The sequence below is a fragment of the Sphingobacterium sp. Ag1 genome (assembly GCF_000988325.1).
Taxonomy (GTDB): domain Bacteria; phylum Bacteroidota; class Bacteroidia; order Sphingobacteriales; family Sphingobacteriaceae; genus Sphingobacterium.
The window spans coordinates 876856-894961 of sequence record NZ_LBGU01000044.1; the positions used below are offsets into that span (position 1 = coordinate 876856).

The 18106-nt window shown below is 36.5% G+C and carries 12 protein-coding genes; all 12 read left to right on the top strand.

Annotated elements, in window-relative coordinates:
* Positions 1–9 precede the first annotated feature (9 nt).
* The 12 genes from AAW12_RS24505 to AAW12_RS26125 all read left to right on the top strand — a co-directional run bounded on the left by AAW12_RS24505 (position 10) and on the right by AAW12_RS26125 (position 18054).
* Positions 10–2979 carry a type I restriction enzyme HsdR N-terminal domain-containing protein gene (locus AAW12_RS24505; protein ID WP_046676220.1) on the top strand — a complete coding sequence of 990 codons (2970 nt, stop codon included), beginning with the start codon at positions 10–12 and terminating at the stop codon, positions 2977–2979.
* Between the two features lie 505 nt (positions 2980–3484).
* Positions 3485–7474, top strand: coding sequence for an NACHT domain-containing protein (locus AAW12_RS24510; RefSeq protein WP_046676221.1), 3990 nt, complete (start codon positions 3485–3487; stop codon positions 7472–7474).
* Between the two features lie 681 nt (positions 7475–8155).
* On the top strand, positions 8156–8338 hold the full coding sequence (locus AAW12_RS26405; protein WP_197084171.1) for a hypothetical protein: 183 nt from the start codon (positions 8156–8158) through the stop codon (positions 8336–8338).
* Positions 8339–8402: 64 nt separating this feature from the next.
* Positions 8403–9152, top strand: a complete 750-nt coding sequence (locus tag AAW12_RS24520; RefSeq protein ID WP_046676223.1) for a hypothetical protein — start codon at positions 8403–8405, stop codon at positions 9150–9152.
* A 110-nt stretch (positions 9153–9262) separates the two neighbouring features.
* On the top strand, positions 9263–9541 hold the full coding sequence (locus AAW12_RS24525; RefSeq protein WP_046676224.1) for a hypothetical protein: 279 nt from the start codon (positions 9263–9265) through the stop codon (positions 9539–9541).
* A 394-nt stretch (positions 9542–9935) separates the two neighbouring features.
* On the top strand, positions 9936–10592 hold the full coding sequence (locus tag AAW12_RS24535) for a CPBP family intramembrane glutamic endopeptidase (RefSeq protein WP_046676226.1): 657 nt from the start codon (positions 9936–9938) through the stop codon (positions 10590–10592).
* A gap of 232 nt (positions 10593–10824) precedes the next feature.
* Positions 10825–11229 carry a DUF3592 domain-containing protein gene (locus tag AAW12_RS24540; protein ID WP_197084172.1) on the top strand — a complete coding sequence of 135 codons (405 nt, stop codon included), beginning with the start codon at positions 10825–10827 and terminating at the stop codon, positions 11227–11229.
* A gap of 466 nt (positions 11230–11695) precedes the next feature.
* The gene (locus AAW12_RS25925; RefSeq protein ID WP_053003987.1) at positions 11696–13258 is read left to right on the top strand and encodes an FKBP-type peptidyl-prolyl cis-trans isomerase N-terminal domain-containing protein; all 1563 of its coding nucleotides are present in this window, start codon (positions 11696–11698) and stop codon (positions 13256–13258) included.
* Between the two features lie 67 nt (positions 13259–13325).
* Positions 13326–14879 carry an FKBP-type peptidyl-prolyl cis-trans isomerase gene (locus tag AAW12_RS24555; RefSeq protein ID WP_046676229.1) on the top strand — a complete coding sequence of 518 codons (1554 nt, stop codon included), beginning with the start codon at positions 13326–13328 and terminating at the stop codon, positions 14877–14879.
* Positions 14880–15004: 125 nt separating this feature from the next.
* Positions 15005–16381: an FKBP-type peptidyl-prolyl cis-trans isomerase N-terminal domain-containing protein gene (locus tag AAW12_RS25930; RefSeq protein WP_053003988.1), complete on the top strand. Its 1377-nt coding sequence runs from the start codon at positions 15005–15007 to the stop codon at positions 16379–16381.
* Positions 16382–17015: 634 nt separating this feature from the next.
* Entirely contained in the window at positions 17016–17855 is an 840-nt protein-coding gene (locus AAW12_RS24565) for a class I SAM-dependent methyltransferase (RefSeq protein ID WP_046676230.1), read from the top strand.
* A complete protein-coding gene (locus tag AAW12_RS26125; protein WP_083295741.1) occupies positions 17845–18054 on the top strand; it encodes a hypothetical protein in 210 nt (69 codons plus the stop codon). Before AAW12_RS24565 ends, AAW12_RS26125 begins: the two co-directional genes overlap by 11 nt.
* The last annotated feature ends 52 nt before the right edge of the window (positions 18055–18106 follow it).

The following is an 18106-nucleotide window of genomic DNA, read 5'->3' on the forward strand; positions in this document are numbered from 1 at the left end:
AATTTAGTGATGAACGAAGAGGAAATAAGAGGAAAGTTGTTGCTACCTTATATAGAGGATCTGGGGTTTAACCTGTCCGAAATTTCTTTAGAATATAAGTTTAAAATTAGACTAGGCAAAAAGGTTCGTCCTATTAACGGTAGGTCTGATATCCTTTGTAAAAGAAACGGAACAAATCTATTTATTGTAGAGTTGAAGAATGATTCAATTTTAATTGATCAAAATGATATAGAGCAGGGAATATCATATGCTAGGGCCCTGGAAGGAAATATTGCCCCTTTCACAATAATTACCAATGGAAAGGATACAAAGGTTTTCGATTCAGTGTCAAAAGAAGAGCTGACTGGTAAAAATATAGCAGAACACTCTGAATTTTTTAAAAATGGCTATTCTTTATCGATGGACGAAGATCTTCGAATAAGATATGAGGCTTTAGCTAAGTTTATATCCTTTTCTTCCGAAAATTTAAGATTGTTTTGTAAAGCTCAGGTCCAAGATAGGATGGGCCCTATTATGGGATCGATACATTCGCCCTCTGCTAAATTCATAAGAGAACTTTATAGTGAGAGGGAAGACCTTTTTGCACATTTTGATAATTTCCTGAATTCCGACGCAAAGATTTATGCGATTGTGGGTGCGGCTGGAGTTGGAAAAACAAATTCTATGTGCTCACTCGCTCTACAAAGTCTGGAAGACAAATTCGTGTTTTTCTATAATGCGGCATTGTTACACAAATCTCCCCTTGAGCATATTGCACAAGATTTAAATGTTGTTTTTTCGGGAAAGAGCGACAGTGGTCTGGTACTTAAGAAGCTTAACGAGTTAGGCAGAAGCATCAACAAAACAGTTCTTATTTTTATTGATGCAGTAGATGAAAGTACAAATCAAAATATCTCATATGAATTAAGTGAAATAGCACTATCCTGTAGAAATTTTGACAATATTAAAATTTGTATCAGCTGTAAATTAACCATTTGGGACGGCATTTTAAAGATAAATGGAACAAAATCACACCTCCATGAAGAACTAGAGAAATATCCTGAGATTACCAATCTTCCACTAGATAAAACAGGGTTTTTGTTGGAGGACTTTACGGAATCGGATCTGATAAAGATCATTCCCAAGTATGAAAGTATTTTTGGATTTAAAGGCCCTATCTCAAAGAGTCTGTTGAATGAATTGAAAAATGGATTCTTTTTAAAAATCTTCAGTCAAGTGTATAAGGGTAAAGAGGTTCCTGAAAAAATTAACGATATAAAGTTAATACGAACTTATTTGCAGGAATCACTGGAAAAAACAGAAATTGGTATACAACCTGCGTTAAGAATACTTTCAAAAATAGGAAAAGTGTTGCTGAACAGTAAATACACTTCCCATGAATCGCGTGATGACAATGGGATCGATATAAACAATATTCTGAAAGGTCTTAAGCTTAGTGTCAACGAAAGTCTGTCTGAGGATTTATTCTCAAGAAATATTTTGATTAGATCAAACAAGGAAGATTCATTCAACATATCATTTTACTTCTCAAAAATTCGCGATTATGTTATTTGTTTTCATAGTTATAAATTGAATAAATTAAGCGATGATAAGTTCTACGATATACTTGAAAAATTTTATCAGAATTATATCGGTCAGAGCGCGCTCGCTTTTTATATGGAAAATGCATCTTTTTCCCATAGAAGAACATTATCACAATTTAAAAAAGACAAAGCGGTCAAGTATGTTAGAAAGTACAATAAATATTTAGATAAACATTTTAAGAATACAAAAGCTCTGTTTGACCCAAAGACAAATGGAGAAATAGGAATAATCCTTTCTAATGATGAATTACATGAAAATGGCTATGCGCTCTACCAAATACAAGCGAATTCTTCGGATAAAATTAGACTTGAGGATCTTAAAGATCCTTTTTCAGAAGATAACTATTGTTACTTTCTGAATCTGGGAGTAAGTTGTGTACATGGAAGTAATCAGGAATTTTTAGTTGCTGACACGCAAAAGATCGTGAAGCAAAATGTACTTAAACAATTAAGGGAACTGATGAAAAAAGGCCGGTTACCGAATTATAGTTCCGATTTATTGCTGTTAGAACAGGTATCATTGCTATTATACTATTATCATAAAAAACTTAATTATAATTATAAAATAGACGATTACTATATTCCAAGGTTTGAACGAATATATCCTATAAACCTCAAAGAACTTAAAGATAAAATTTATCTGTTTAAAGTCTTCCATCATTTTAGAAATAGGGAAGGACTCTTCTCAGAAGATTTGGACATTGCTGTGGAAAAGGCTTTAGCGGAAAACTTTATCGTACCAGATCTAAATACAGTAGGAGATTTTCCGCCATTTGAAGAACTCGATAAGATCGTAGATGTTTTATTAGAAAGGGGATATACAATAATAGAAAATCACCATCTGCCTTTGCCGGACAAATCTGTTTGTGAGGCAAAGGAGTTTGAACAAAGCACTAAGGGGAGAAATTTAAATCAGTTGAGAGCTTATCAATTTAGTCAAACACAGGCTGAATTATATACTGAATCCTTTTTCAATCATGTTGAATTGTGTTATAAAAGTTTTGTGGAAGAAAATTTTCCAGCTTATAAAAAAGAGTTCCAGTTTTATAACAATTGTCCGCACGAATACTTCTTTTATTGTGATAAAGATGGCTTTCGCGGTCGTGGATTTTTTGGCTATAGACCTTCAAAGCAGGGTCGGGTAGGCGTTCATATCAGTAAAATTCCTGCAGATGAAGTTTTTAGATCGGAACTGGCTCATAAAGAGGCCGACATATCTGTTCTCAGGGGATTTTCATTTGGTCAATTTATTTATAATGATAATGTTTTGAACCATAGACATACTTTTTATGACTTCAGAACTCCTGAGGTCGATAAATTCTGTGTTTTAAGAAACTGGACGTACAGGTTACTTGAAGATGATATGGAGAAGGTTTTTAAAAATTATGATGTTTAGTGAGTTAGATATCAAAATTTTCTTTTGAGTTACTACGAAGTTAGGACAATAGAATTCAATTTGACTTTTCCATTTTATCGATATAGTTGTTTAGAATATTCTCATTTCGCTGCAAGCTGCTTAAATTGACCTAAGGTTTTTTAAAGAGCGGAATATGTAGGGTGGTCAATGTGCTTTGGGATAAGAACAGAAATGTATAAAATACTACGTGAGCGATTGAAGGGAAAATCACGCAGCGCAGCGGGGACTTGGAGCGGAAAGCGCGGTCAGCCATCAGGCACGTCCATCTGAAAAATAAAATGTTCTCGTTGTTACATCGTTAAAAAGGGTAAGAAGCGAACTGAATGGCGATTCAATGTCCCTGATTACGTTCTGAGCAACATGCATTCTTCATATTGGGATATTACCCAATCAGGGCCCGAATTGTCGTCAAAAATAATTAATTTGCAACTAATAGCATAATAGCCATTGTATTTGTTTTCAGATCCCTATAAAAATACTTTTGATGAATAAGATAGACTGGAATTCCTTTAGAGTTAAAAATGAGAATTACACCAAAGCGTTTGAAGAATTATGCTACCAGATTTTTTGCAGAAAGCATAAATTTGCGGAAGGCATTATGGCCGATTTCAATCAGGCGGGGCTGGAAACCTATCCAAAGAAATCTGTATCAACAAAAAAAATCGTCGGCTTTCAGTCCAAGTTTTTTGATAGACAGACCGATTACGTCCAGATTAAAAAATCAATTGTAAAAGCACTGAATTTATTCGGGGACAAACTGGATGAGATCACGATTTTTCTGAACTCAAACGCTAAATTAACCTCAGACGGAGCAAAGGAAATCGTTTATCTGTCTGGTAGACAAAATGTTATCATTAATTGGTTTACTCAAAGTAATTTTGAGATTGCCCTGAATCAGCCCCATAATTTGGATCTTGCCCAGCTTTACTTTGGTACTGGCGATGAGGGGAACTTCATCAAAAGCAATATTTCAATAGCGGACTCCAATTTTATACAATCTTCAGGGTTCCTGGATCTGCCGATTGTGAGGCTTCCCGGCAAAGAACTGACTGAATTAAAGCTTATGGCAAAGCTCTCCATGCTCACAGGAAATGCCGGTTCCGGAAAGAGCGTTCTGATCAAATATTTGTTTTTCAAGTATGCTAAATTGTTCGGGACAAGAAGCGTATTTGATAAGAATCATATTTTGCCCATGCTGGTCAATCTTAAGGATTGTTATTCCGACAGCCTGGAAAACCTGATCAGGCAACGCCAGAAAGATTACCGGATTCGGAATCAAAATATCCGCTTTATCTATATCCTTGATGGGCTGGACGAACTAAACAGCCAGCATGCGGACCTCACGCTGCGGTTTGTAAAAAGGCTTTCAGAAGTACACAGTACGGATAAAATTATGATCTCCTGTCGCAGGGGAAGCCTTAATAAGCTTACAGTCAATGATTACTTTGGTTCATTTGACAGTTATGATATCAGTGACCTGACTTTTGTGGACCTCGAACGGTACTTCCAGCAGAAAGATAAACAGGAAAAAACAGATAAACTGTACCTGCTAAGAGAAAGGAACAGTCAGCTTATTGATGGAATCACGGACATTTTCCTGGTTAAACTGCTATGGGATACTATTAATGATATTACAGAAAATACGACGATCATTGATCTGTTGGAATTGAAAATAAACGGGCTACTGAAAACAGTACACCACCGTCAGGACCTTGAGGAGCTTAACTTACTGGTTCCGAAGGAAAAGGAAATCATCAGGATCAACGAAAAATTATCCTACCGTTTCTCTAAAAAATACCAGTATAGATTTAAACATTCCTCTATCGGCAAATTTTTGAGTAAGGAGTTCCCGCAGCTGGACTTCAAGGATATCAACAGGATTGCAAGCTACACTTTAAATACATTTTTTGATAAGAGCGCAGGGGATCAGAACAATGATACGTATATCTATCAGCACCGAAGGTATCAGGAGTATTTCTTTGCCAGAAGACTTAAGAAAAAGTTTGAAAGGGATATGGGGATTATCCGCAAGACTGGCATTGTCCTTAGCCCAGATTTCTTTGATGATATCTTTATGAAGTACCTGCAGAAAGAGTATACAAAAACAAATGACTTTACTGCCCTGGCTTTGCTGGCAAGTATCAGGTTTTATCAGAAAAACGGTGATCAATGGTATATCAGTGAGTCATTGCAGTTTATGAATGCCTTAGCTTGTCAGAAACCAAGAACGCTGGAGTTTTTGTTAAATGACGATATACTGAATACCAAGAGTTACATCTATGGAACATATCAAAATGCGCTCAAGTTCTTTGAAAAAGGAAAAAAGGATGCGGCTTTAAGCGTCATTGAGAAGTGCAGTGGAAAATTCGGGAGATTTGAAAATACCACTGAAATGAAAGATCTTGAGGGGCAACTGTACTACAAATTCGCTATTCAGGAGGAGGGATCTAAAACCTATGTTGGATTCTTCTTAAAAAATTATCGCAAATCCTACAAGGACTTTGATACATACTCCAATTCACTGCTTGATAATCAGTCCCCCATGGAATATGCGATAAAATCTTATTTTAAGGTAGGCTTAAAGCATTTTAAAGAGCAAATGACCACACTGGTTAGGGAGCTAACGGGTGTCGAACTCTGCTTTTTACTGGACCTGTTGTCGACCGTGGAGTTTTTGCCTCTGTTTTTTGATAACAAAGCATTACAGGAGGCTATTTCAGACCAGCTTGCCAGCTACAGGAGAAGGCCCATTCTTGACAATCTATCCGTTTTTTTCTTTAGGACAGTTCTGAAAAAAACAGTTACAGAGAAGCAGGTAGATGAAATATTTGCGCTTCTTAGACCAAGCCAGGGTCATGTTCGGGAATTTAGTTTCAAGAGGCTTATCCATCCGTTTGCCCTGAGCTATTTTATAGCTGGTGACGATAGGTTTATCCAGGAAGTGGATTTATCGACAAATTTCCCTGCATCGGATGATGTTGTTAAATACTCCGTACTGTATGATTTCTATTGCAAGGCTCTAGAGCAACCAATATCCTTTTCCAAAAATCTGGTCTCCTATAGAGACAGGTTTAAACATTTTTATCACAGTACGCCAAGGGTAAAAACGCTGCTTTCGGAGCTGTGGGCTTATATTTTTTATTTCTCTAAAGGAAACAGGACGGAATACCTGCAATTGGCCGGCGGACTTGCTTTCGATTTTGACGAGCTGGCTTTTTTGACCTGGCTCAACAAAATAGATGCGGAGAACTTTGCCAATATTGTCACAGAAACTGAACTTTTACCCTATGAAGATTCCCTAAAAAATTGGAAGAATGACTATTCGGAATATATTGACCGTTGCTTTATCCTGAGTGGAATGTATTCGCAGTTCAATATGGAGAAATCCATAAGCTATGTAAAAGAAGCTTTTCTCAATAGTAAACTTCGCCACGGGTGGAGGAAAGATATCTTTATTTCTGAATTTTTTAATGAGTCCTTTGCTAAAATCCTGTCGAAAAACTGGTTAACTAAGAACGAACTAAAGAAATATGCTGCATCGGTTTATACAATGAACTTACGGTTATATGAAATTACAGACCGGGATCATACGCGCTATGGAATTTTAAATTTTCTGGCAGCTATGGCCCCGTATGATCTAAAACTTTCTTATAAATATCTGGAAAAGTTTAAAGAAAAGAATCTCGAGAAACACGTCGAGAACCTGTCAATCATAGCCCTTTTGATACAGGACATTAAAAACAACGCAATTCCTTATCATAAAGTGGGTGACATCCTAAATAGTTGGAGATTCCGTAATAAGTATAAACAGTCCTTATTTAACGTCGAAATGGAAGTCCTTAGCACTGATTTTTATGATGATCAGGTCAAAAAGCTCTCCTTTGATAAAGCATATAATATTGTTGATATGGTAAAGGGTAAGTTTGATTATCAGGACGGGGTATTGGACAATTACTTTGAGTTATATGATTTTTACTGTACACTCTATGGAAAGAAAAATATATTAGTTACCAAAACAGATAGCTATGGAAGCGATAAGGACATCAGCCAAGGTGAATTTTCGGCGCTCATAGAGAAGGCCGTGGATCATAATGGTCTTCAGGACTTATGTTCCATGTACGGTAATTATCATAATAAAATCGAAATCAAAGATAAAGAGATATGGCGAAGGTGGATCGAAAAAATGGTATCCATCGACGGGAATATTGATTTGTTTATGGCTTTGACGGATAAACAACAATTCTTAACATCCGGTTTCTGGGGAATTTCCAATTCAAAATATTTCGAGCTGGGGGTGGCATGTTGTCTGGAAAATCCGAATACAAAAGACCAGATGGAATCTTTTCTGATTAATAACGGCGGCCATGGTTCTTTTTACAAAATGATCTACGTTTACGCAGCAATGAATGAAAAGGAAAAAGCCTTAGCCATGTTTGAAAAATTTCATCAATTTTGTCATTTTCTGATTACGTAAATACTGGGCTGCGAAGTTGAATGTTTCTAGGGACATTGTGAGCTTGATATGATTGACCTTGCGCATGAAAGGACCCAATAGACCTTTGACCTGGCTGCCAAAGTTCCAGTAAATGGCCCTGAATCACTTAGCGAGTCCTCTAGTAGATTTATCTTATTTAATGCTTTCAAAGAAGGATAATAGTGGAATCAAGTTTTCGACTGGAAGCCCACCATCCCCAGTGTGGGGGATTATAAAAATAAAGTACAAATGTCTGATATTGAAAAGTTTTTGATCTAAAAATACTTATATTTGTATAATGAACTTAGTTTATTGTAATTAAGATTTTAAGAGAATTAACAAGATAGACGAGTGTGTGGCCCATATGTGGCATCTTTCGATTTTCAATTTGTAACTAATTGGTTTATAAGTTGATATAAGGTTAGGTGGCAATCCCTCACTCTCCGCCAGGTGCAAATTTAAAGTTTTTAAAAAGCACTAAAAAATAGATAAATCCTGCAAAATCAATGATTTGCAGGATTTTTTTTGTTTATGGGAATTGCTAAAATTTTCAAAAACACTCATAATATTTGTGGCACATTCGTGGCACATTGAGTTTCTGCAAAAATGTGCCACAAAATGCCACATTGAAAACTGAAAAAATCTTTGGTTCGACATTTATAACCCTTAAAAAGTTTGATTATGTTAGAACAAAGTTATGGGCTAACCTTCTTTCTGAAGAGCCCAAGAGAAAAAAGCCGAAATATCCGCCTAGTCTATGTTCGAATTACGGTGGATGGAATTTCAAAAGAATGTTCCACAAAACGACAGTTGGATGTTACAAGATGGAACCAAAAGGAAGTGAAAGCCTATTTCAGGGAATGATGTTTATGTAGCGGGCAATAGTCTTGGGCATGCCGTATATTGGAAAAATGGACAGGAGATAAAGTTGGAAAAAGATGAAGCAGCTTCTAATCATGCTTATTCCATTATGGTTAAAAATGGCGACGTATATGTATCTGGTTTTTATAGATATATGTCCTCTGACGGGAGATGGCATGACTTAGCGAGGTACTGGAAAAACGGCCAGCTTGTTGAACTACCCGTTGGCAGTAATAATTTTAGCTATGCCACTTCCATCGCAGCCGTAGATGATGACCTATATATTATCGGGAGTGCTACAGACCACCACGATGTGTTATATTGGAAGAACGGCCAAATACAAGAAACAATCAATGAATTAAAACATGTAACTGGAATTTCCCAGCTACATGGCAATGTTTATGCAGTAGGCGAAACGCAAAGCAGACAACCTGCGTACTGGAAAAATGGCCGCGCCGAAAGCCTGTCCGCGATACTTGGTATCTCCACTTGCGTTACTGTATCGGGCAATGATGTATATGTAGCCGGTGTTGACGACAGTAATGGAAACGGCTATACACTTGATGGAAGAGGTTATATAGATGAAGGTGATGTCGGTAAATGTTGGAAAAATGGACAATTACTGGCGAATCTCAAAGATACAGAATATACGATCTATAAACCGCTTTACATGGCTGTGTCCGGTAATGATGTATATATTGTAGGATATGCCACCGATGGCCATAATATAGCGCCCCCTAAATTAATGAAGAATGGTCAAACCATAAAATTAGCTAAGATTGAAGGCAGTTCATGGTGTGAACAAATTTCGTCGTAGCGGGGGAGGAAGGTGAGAATAGAAGTTCGAAGCAAAATAAAGGTGTCTCAGAAGATGAGAATGGCAATGCCGATGTTCCTCAAATTCTTGAACCGAAAAACTATGCTGTTTTGGATCAATTTCCTCGAACTACGAAAATTGAATGGACCCCAGTAGCGCAAGCTACAGAATATGAAATAATTATTGAATACTCTTACGCAGATGGACCGGGTCATCATAGTTTCAACGAGGCTATTAATTTCTATCCATATATAAAAGGTAAAACAAAAGCCAAGGCCGTAACTTTTGACGGTGCGGGTGCACAAGTTCATCGCATTAAAATACAGGCACTAAATAAGGATAAAATTATTTCGGAAACGGATTGGTGCTTTATAGATTATAAATACTAAAGTTTAATTTTAAGGTAGATAATACGCCTATTTTGTGTCAATAGTCAAAGTACCGACGGTTTTCCTCAATTTCGGAGTAAGATTTTTCCAGAACTTAGCGTAATGAAATGCCAGTTACAGAACTTTATTATATTTTTGATTATAGATGTCTTGAAAAATAATTCTTCCGGGATAGGGATTAGGATGACTCATGAAATCAATATAATGCGAGGGCATCACCAAAGTTGGATCGAATTCAAACGGAAGGTCGGCAAACCAGTCAATGCATTTGATTTTTTTAATCTAGGGTTGCATATTGACTGGTATGATATACAATTTGAATAATTTTATTGCATCAAATTTGATAGCTGTTTAAATATCTTTAAGTTTAACAAACCATTTATTTTACCAGCTTATGGAAAAAAAGATAGTTTCAAAAATGGGGATTATAGGTTTTATTGTATTCCTTTTGATTTTTCCCCACTTTGTGCCTTTACCTTTTTATTCTTATTCTCTTGTTTGCATGCTAGCAATTTATCTGATGCTTCGAAGGGAAGGAAGAACTTTTCGGGATATCGGACTTTTTAAAGAAAAGTTAACTGTTAAAGCTTTTTTCTTAGGGGCTATTACTGCGATAGCATGGATCGCTTTTATGCAATTAGTTTACATACCTAGCATAAAATACTTCTTTCAAGTCCCGGATTACACAGAATACAATTTTATCAAAAGTAGCTTGGCGAAGCTGGTAGTTACAATAATCGCAGCTTTGGTTATTGGTGGGCTTTACGAAGAGATCGTATTTCGAGGCTACATTCAAAATGTGCTAGAAAAGAGAATTTTTAAAGGATACAGTCCTATGGTTAGCATATTTGTAGTAAGTATACTTTTTGGTTTTTACCATTTGCAACAAGACATCTTTGCTGTTATTGCCGCCGTGATGGGAGGATTATATTGGTCTATGTTATATAAAAAATCTGGCAATCTTTGGGTTGCAATAGCTTCCCATGCGTTATTTGATACGATTACGCTTATCCTTATTTATAAGGGGATGTTTGGAGTTTTCTCCTATTGATTGCTGAAAATATCTATCCATATCGAACATTAAATTACTATCCACAATGAAATGTCTTAATAAGGATACTTTGAGAAACCGTGATTTTTTTTGAATAATAGATTCAAATTTGAATTGTTAGTAAGACAATAATTTGCATCGGCTTTTGAAAATTGTATTATATTCGTTAGTGATTGTATATCAAGTAGATATATAAATGTAATTTGAAGTGGAACTAACTAAAAATAAATCTATGTGGCAATATTATTGGATCCTAGGACTAGGGCTCGTCTTCCTTGTGTTGGGAATCTACAGCTTCCGTAATACAATGGTATTTCTAAAAAATGGTAATAAAGTTACTGCAACTGTTATTGACTTTCATAGATACGAATCTGATGGCGAGGTTTTTGCCCCAATCTTCACTTTTCGGACAAAAGATAACCAGTTAATTACATACGAACTAGCCGAAGGAACTGATCCACCGGCTTGGGAAATAGGGGAGACAACAACTGTTATCTATGATCCCGCCGATCCGTCGAAAGTAAGTTTATATAGCTATTTCAGAGTGTTTATATGGACATTGGTACTTCTTTCAATAGCTCTTCCATTAATAGTAATTGGTGGAGGTTATTTTATTGCAGCGAGATTTATTCTCTAATATTTAAACTATTTTGATGGTTTTATTTAGGTAAGGTGATACGTCTCTGTTTGGAAGATTATGAACTTCTTTTACTTCCCCATTTGAGGAAGAAATACCATTCTAATTGTTTAATAACACATCAACATTTTTTGCAAGTGTTTTGAATCTGATGCCGCTTTCTTGTACTACTGTTATTGTCAAATGACCAGTCTTGCTGATGTTTAGATCAGTTACAAAACCTGATTTGCCTTTATGTGTACCAGAAATTACCTTACATCGATCTCCATCTTTCAAGTCATTGGAATTATTGGTCATAATTATATTTCTTAAAACTCATTATTCTGCATATAAATTTAGGAAAATAAATTGTGTATTAATCAATTGAACTTCCTTTGAGAATTGATTTTATGCTTATATAACTACAAAATTTATTTGGAATATTGATTCAAAATTTCCGTAAATTTAATAGTATAAAAACTACGCCATGAAAAACCCTATTTTGCACGCATTACGGTGCTGTGCGCTCCTAAGTTTTCTTTTTAGTTTTACTTCTTATGCTCAAAATTCTAGAGCTTCTGCGCCGAAACAGCATGCAGGGAACGCGAAGAGCAGCCCAAAACAGGTCGATATCTATGTTGCAGGTTCCTGTTACAACGAAGCTACAATGCGCCATACTGCTGTATACTGGAAAAACGGCCAGCCAGTAACGCTGACTGATGGGCAAATTGACGCAGAAGCAACATCAATCGCTATTTCGGGGAATGATATCTATGTAGCGGGCAATATTGGTGGACAGGGCGTATATTGGAAAAATGGGCAGGAGACAAGGTTAACAAAAGATAAAAAAGATTGGAATTACGCTTATTCTATTATCGTTAAAGATGGCGACGTATACGTGGCCGGGTGTCACAGGGATCGTAGTAGGACACCCAGTGATTTAGCGATGTACTGGAAAAATGGCCTGCCTGTGGAACTGCCCCTTAGTAACCGTACTTCTAGCTCTGCACATTTCATCGCTGCAGTAGATGATGATATATATATTATCGGGAGTAATACATCTCATGAGGTGCTGTATTGGAAGAACGGCCAAATACAAGAGACAATCAGTGACTTAAAAGAGGTCTCTGGCATTTCCCAACTTCAAGGAAAGGTTTATGCTGTGGGCCAAATGCAAAGCCGGCAACCTGGATACTGGACAAACGGTCACACCGAAAGTCTATCCAATATACTTGGTCTGGCCACCTGTGTTGCTGTGTCGGGCAATGATGTATATGTAGCTGGTGTTGACGACAGTAATGGAAACGGATATGCGAACAGTGGAACCATCTATGCAGATGAAACCGATGTGGGTAAATGTTGGAAAAATGGACAATTATTGGCGAATCTCAAAGATGGAGAATTTTTCATCTATAAACCGCTTTCCATGGCGGTGTCGGGTAATGACGTGTATATTGTGGGAAATGCTGGTAATGGCCATGATATAGCGCCCCCTAAATTAATGAAGAATGGTCAAATCATAAAATTACCTAAAATTGAAGGCAGTTCATGGTCTGAAACAAATTTCGTGATATCTAGTGAGGCAGGTGATAATAGAATTTCGAAGCAAAATAGAGTTGTCGCAAAAAATGAGAGTACCAATGTTCCCCCAAACCTTGAAAAGGATGATTTAAGTCCTAAAGAAAAGGAAGCTAATGATTTTTTTGAAGAAAATAAAAAGAAACCCGGCGTTATTACGCTACCGAGTGGTTTACAGTATGAAGTTATTCGTCAGGGTACAGGACCTAAACCTAACTTATCGGATCAAGTGAAAATAACGCATACAAGAACGGTTATGGAAGGAAAAGAAATTAAGGGAGTGATCAAAGGTGAATCAGCAGGTATCGTTCGCGTTGCTGACCTTATACAAGGTCAGGCACAAGGTCTCTTACAAATGAATGTAGGAAGCATATATAAATTCTATATCCCTGCCAAACTTGGCCACCCTAAACAAACAAATAAGGCAGTAATACTTATCATAGAAAATGAACTTTTGGAAATTGTGAAATAATGCTTTAATTAATCAGTATCTACAAGAGAATAGCTTAGATTAAGTTTAATAGTATAAAAACTACGCCGTGAAAAACCCTATTTTGCTAGCATTACGATGCTGTGCGCTCCTTAGTTTTCTATTCAGTTTTGTTTCTTACGCCCAAAACGATAAAACTAACGCTCCAAAATCTAGTTCATCGATCAGTCAAACGGATGTTTACATAACTGGAAGCTGGTATGACAGAAAAACAGGGCAGACCTTTGCTGCTTACTATAAAAATGGCAAACCTGTAGTTCTTAAACAAGGGCAGGGACCAACCCAATTTTCAACTGTTTCATTAGGTAGATCTATAGTCATAAATAACAATGATATTTATGTTGCCGGGAATATACTGGACGCTGACGGCCATAGTTTAGCTGCTTATTGGAAAAATGAACAGTTTCAGCCAATACCGATTAAGATTGATCAATATGGGAATAAACAAACATCGTATTTAAACGGAATTGATATTTCTAACGGAAATATTTTTATGTTTCCATATCAACCCGGTACTTTAAATGAATACTATTATTTTAAAAATGGTCAGGAAACAAACTTTCCAAATGAAGTCCCATCTAGTGTGATAAATGATCGTGTGCATTTCGTGTCGGGAAATGATGTTTATGTGGCAAATGCTACAGACGAGGCGGCTTATTGGAAAAACGGTGCTAAAGTTACATTGGATAATACATTGCATCATCCCAACAGTGTGCAGGTTTCGTCTATATTTGTCTCAGGAAATGATGTTTATGTGTCAGGTTATAAATCTTATGCGTCCAAAGGAGCAGATAATACAAATAAGCAGATGGCCCTCTATTGGAAAAACGGACAGGAAATTATACTCTCTACGGGTACCGGCCGCTATGCAACGAGATTAACCAGTTCTATCTTCGTGTCGGGAAATGATGTTTATGTTGCCGGAATGAGCAGGGATCCTAACACAGGTGAATCCATGGCCGTCTATTGGAAGAACGGGCAGGAAGTTGTTTTAGCTAAGGGTCCAACTTTTACACAGGCATTGGCCATAGCAGTCTCAGGAAGTGATGTATATGTTGCTGGGGAGAATTCTAATAGAAAAGTGTACTGGAAAAATGGGCAGGAAACCAATCTTACTGATTGTGCTGAAATAAGCTCTATGGTGGTATCGAAAGGGGGTGGGAATGTACCTAATTCAACATTAAACAATGTTTCTGCAAATAATACTTCGGATTTAACTTTGAAAGAGAAAGCTGATCAATACCTTGCACAGATGAGAAAAGTTCCCGGTATCATCGAAACTCCAAGTGGTTTATTATATCAAGTGTTTAGAGAAGGGGCCGGACCGAAAGTAACTTTTGATCAAAGAATTGCAGTGAACTATAGAATAAGTTTTCCTGACGGTATCGAAAGAGGGCACTATCGAGGTGGAAATGGTGGGAATATGTCTGCCAGTACTTTTATAACCAAAGGAATGCAGGAAGCCGTTCAATTAATGCGAGCCAGAGGAGTTTATAGGTTTATTATCCCGTATAATCTTGTGTATGGAAAAGAAGGAGCAAAAGATATTCCACCATATCAAGTATTTATTTATGATATTGAAACATTTGAAATTGAAAAATGATACACCATGAAAAGCCCTATTTTGCTAGCATTACGATGCTGTGCGCTCCTTAGTTTTCTATTTAGTTTTACCACCTATGCTCAAAACTCTAAGCATTCTGCTTCAAAGCAACATTCAACGATCTTTTGCTTGGAAGCGAAAGGATAGCTGCCTATTATAAAAATGGCGTTCTTGTTGAACTAACGGATGGGCGATATGCTGCTGAAGTTCAGGTTGTCGCTTCTGATGGTGAGGACGTCGTTATGGCAGAATTTCATAATAAGAAATCTGTTTATTGGAAAGATGGTAAGGAATATGCATTAAATAGTCATTCGGAAGTGGTACAAATCAACGCAATAGCTGTAAAAAATGGTAATATTGCTCTTGCCGGAATATTTTTAAAGTATAAGCCATTACCAGCCGCTTCAAGATATGTGGCCATTTATTGGAAAAATGGTCAACCTACGGAACTTACTGATGGCTCTAATGACGGCGGTGCAACAGGTGTTGCAATAGATGATAATGGCGATGTGTATGTTTCTGGTTATTATGATTGGAAGACGAAATATTGGAAAAATGGACAGTTGGTAGCTCCATTTGACGCTTCAGCAGGAGAGATTAGCCCCACACGTATGCTCGCTGTCGGACAAAAACTCTATATCTCCGGGGTAGGCCCTAAAACGAGAGTTGGTTATTGGGAAAGTGGAAAAGGACTCACCTCTTTTCCCTATACTGATGATCATGATAAGGCAACAGATATTGCAGTCTCAGGTGATGATGTGTATGTCATGGGGTATAATTCGAAATATCAGCCGTTTTACCTTAAAAATGGAGTAGAAACGATCGTTAGTGAAAAGGGGTATTCTAATTCATCTATTCCTGAGCCCTATCATATCGCGGTTCATGGAAATGATGTTTATGTTGTAGGGTATGATGGATTTACAAATAATGGGCAATGCTGGAAAAATGGAGAACGTATTCTACCTAATGATAATACCTTTGTTGCAAGATGTATCACGATTAATTCTACGGGAAATAGAAGTAATCCACCAAAACAATCTACAGTAAGTAAAAGAGAAAGTCGTGTAGAATCTGAAGTTAATATACAGCCGCAAAAAACACTTACACCAAATACAGCAAAGATACTCACTGCCCCAGAAGAGGCTGATCTATTTTTTGAAGAAAATAGAAAAAAACCAGGCATTATAACAACTGCAAGTGGTTTACAATACGAAATATTGAAGCAAGGAAATGGCCCCAGAGTTTCGGCATCGGATAAAATCCAAGTTATCCATAAAAAAATATTAATGTTCGGAAAGGAAGTAAAAGAACAGGGAGGATATAGTCCTCCGAATACCTATGAAGTTCGAAATCTAATGAAGGGTTTGATCGAAGGGATTACTCTAATGAATGTAGGAAGTAATTATAAATTATTTATTCCAGCCAAACTTATTAGTTCCGAGGCAATAAAAAGCGGTGCGACAATGATTTTTGAAACCGAAATACTTGGAATCATAAAATAATGACAGGTTTTGGCGAATACGGGGGTACAAAGTAAAACACTATGTTTAAAGTTACTTTACGCCAAAATAAGGTTTTTATTTTATACTTTCAACGAAGGATAATAGGGGTAAAAAAAAGATAAATCATCCAAAATCAATGATTGGCAGGATTTTTTTGTTATGGGAATTGCTAAAATTTTCAAAAACACGCTAAAAGTTTGTGGCAAATTCGTGGCAATATTTGTATTTTAAAAATCTTGCTACAGAATTTGGTGTAAACTATTGATAATCAATATGTAAATCTGCTTAACGACTTGAATTAGAGAATCTTTGGTTCGATTAAATGTAAAAATATTGATTGTACGTCAGGAGCAAAGGGCATCATAGAAATTTCATTTAAAGAAATGAATAGGTAGAAAAAAAAATCTATCTTTGTAGTCTGTTATACTATATCTAACATATTATCTGCGTCTTAACTAAAAAAGACATGCTCGAAAAAGAGCTATAACTGCGTGAAATCTTTTGACTTTCAGTGCACAGATAATTGTATCCCCTTATTTTATTAAATCACAACCGAAAAATTGATTATCAAATCGATTGGTTTATCATTTTACGATGTTATAGCATTTAAAATGCTTATTATACAAGGAATATAATGAATAGTAAACAATTAATAAGTAGAGAAATAGAGTTGTTCTACGATAAAGTATCGGAAGAAACCAGACTTGATAAGGGAATGGGAGTATTTGAGTTTGAAAGAATAAAATCACTTATTGAAAAATACATCATCGCTTCACCATTAACCATAATTGATATCGGTGGTGGCACAGGGAAGTATTCGGAATGGCTTGCAAAGAAAGGACATCGAGTTCATTTGGTAGAGCCCGTTACAAAACATTTAAAAATAGCCCGCGACAGAGCTAATAAATTGAAAAACAAATTTGCTGTGCACAAAGGAGAATCTCGAAAATTAGAGTTCTCAAATAATTATGCCGACCTTATTATACTACACGGTCCACTTTATCATCTTCAAGAGAAAGAGGACCGGGATTTAACCATTTGTGAAGCCAAACGAGTTTTCAAAAACAACGGCGTTATATTGGGGTTTGCCATTAATTATACTGCATCCACTTTGGTAGGTCTTTTAAATGGGTTAATCCACAAAAAGTCATTTTTTGAAATGTGTAAGGAAGAACTAACACTTGGCAAACATAATCCGCCCCCTGATTTCCCTTGGCTTTTAGCAGAAGCATTTTATCATAGGCCCGAACAATTAAAGAATGAATTTTTAAATCAACAATTAACCTATTTAAATACGTATGCAGTTGAAGGTATGGCATGGTTGGACAAAGACTTTTTTGCCAATATGCAGAACTACCAACGGCGGAGAGTACTCATGGAGCTTATTCAAATTACTGAAAATGATAGCTACCTTCTTCCATTCAGTCCACATATGATGATAGCGGTACAAAAAACATATAACCATGGAAAATAAAGACAAATATTACTGGGCACTAATAGACAATGATGGTCAACTAAACGAAATTGATCTCGGAGAAAAAATAGGATTGAACGAAAACGAAACCAACGAAATAATTGGACAGCTTTTGTCTGAATATAAAATTGAATATACAGCAATCAGATGCTGCAATTACAGCCCGACGAAAAGAGCGAAGAGAATGAAGAAAAATTAACCGCTAATGTATTTTTCCTAGGAGCTGTTACTGCAATAGTCTGTGTTGCCTT

Coding starts and splice junctions, on each gene's coding strand:
- AAW12_RS26405 (WP_197084171.1), top strand. CDS start 8,156: ATGTTAGAACAAAGTTATGGGCTAACCTTCTTTCTGAAGAGCCCAAGA.
- AAW12_RS24540 (WP_197084172.1), top strand. CDS start 10,825: ATGTGGCAATATTATTGGATCCTAGGACTAGGGCTCGTCTTCCTTGTG.
- AAW12_RS26125 (WP_083295741.1), top strand. CDS start 17,845: ATGGAAAATAAAGACAAATATTACTGGGCACTAATAGACAATGATGGT.
- AAW12_RS24510 (WP_046676221.1), top strand. CDS start 3,485: ATGAATAAGATAGACTGGAATTCCTTTAGAGTTAAAAATGAGAATTAC.
- AAW12_RS24565 (WP_046676230.1), top strand. CDS start 17,016: ATGAATAGTAAACAATTAATAAGTAGAGAAATAGAGTTGTTCTACGAT.
- AAW12_RS24505 (WP_046676220.1), top strand. CDS start 10: ATGAACGAAGAGGAAATAAGAGGAAAGTTGTTGCTACCTTATATAGAG.
- AAW12_RS24535 (WP_046676226.1), top strand. CDS start 9,936: ATGGAAAAAAAGATAGTTTCAAAAATGGGGATTATAGGTTTTATTGTA.
- AAW12_RS25925 (WP_053003987.1), top strand. CDS start 11,696: ATGAAAAACCCTATTTTGCACGCATTACGGTGCTGTGCGCTCCTAAGT.